Origin of the sequence: Blastococcus sp. TF02-8 (assembly GCF_003319175.1) — a bacterium.
GTDB lineage: Bacteria > Actinomycetota > Actinomycetes > Mycobacteriales > Geodermatophilaceae > Blastococcus.
This window is the reverse complement of sequence record NZ_QOHK01000021.1, coordinates 1-832: the sequence shown is the minus strand read 5'-3', so window position 1 is coordinate 832 and position 832 is coordinate 1. Positions and strand designations below refer to the sequence as shown.

Annotated in this window: 1 protein-coding gene; it reads left to right on the top strand. The window is 72.0% G+C overall.

Features of this window, described 5'->3' with window-relative positions:
* Window positions 1-46: 46 nt before the first annotated feature.
* Window positions 47-832 (top strand): ABC transporter permease (locus DQ237_RS19295; protein ID WP_240619760.1); only part of this gene is annotated, 786 nt, incomplete at its 3' end.

Sequence of the window (832 nt, the reverse complement as noted above, 5' to 3'; positions counted from 1 at the left end):
AAAAAAAAAAACCGAAGACTAGGGCATAGGCCAGGCCGATGTGGGGGTGCGCGCACCCGTTGCCGCGTTGTTGCCGGCCATCCTGGGTGTGGCGCTGCTGGTGCTGCCGCTGCTGGCCCTGGTGGGCCGGGCCTCCTGGGGAACGCTGTGGGCGGATGTGACTAGTCCCAGTGCGCTGCAGGCGCGGGGGCTGTCGCTGCGCACGGGGGTGGCGGCCACCGCGCTGTGCGTGGTGCTGGGGATCCCCCTGGCCCTGGTGATTGCCCGCAGTTCACCGCGCACCGCCCAGCTGCTGCGCGCCGTGGTGGCGGTGCCGCTGGTGCTGCCGCCGATGGTCGGGGGCGTGGCGCTGCTCTTCCTCTTTGGCCGCACCAGCCCGGTGGGCCAGTTCATTGAGTCGTTGTGGGGGTTCACGCTCCCGTTTTCCACCCCGGCGGTGGTGATCGCCCAGGCGTTTGTGGCGCTGCCGTTCCTGGTGCTCTCCGTGGAGGGGGCGCTGCGCTCGGCCGGGGCCGGGTACGAGCAGGCCGCCGCCACCCTGGGGGCAGGGCGCTGGATGGTGCTCACCCGGGTGACCCTGCCCTTGGCGGTCCCGGGCCTGGTGGCCGGGGTGATCCTGTGCTTTGCCCGGGCGATTGGCGAGTTCGGGGCCACGGCCCTGTTCGCCGGCAACGCGCCGGGGGTGACCCAGACGATGCCGCTGGCCATCTACACGGCGTTCAACGGTGCCGGGACCGGGCGGGAATCCGCGGTGGCGCTGTCCCTGCTGCTGCTGGCCACCGCCGTGCTGGTGCTGGTCTGTGTGCGGGCCTGGCGTCCCGGGGCCCTGAAA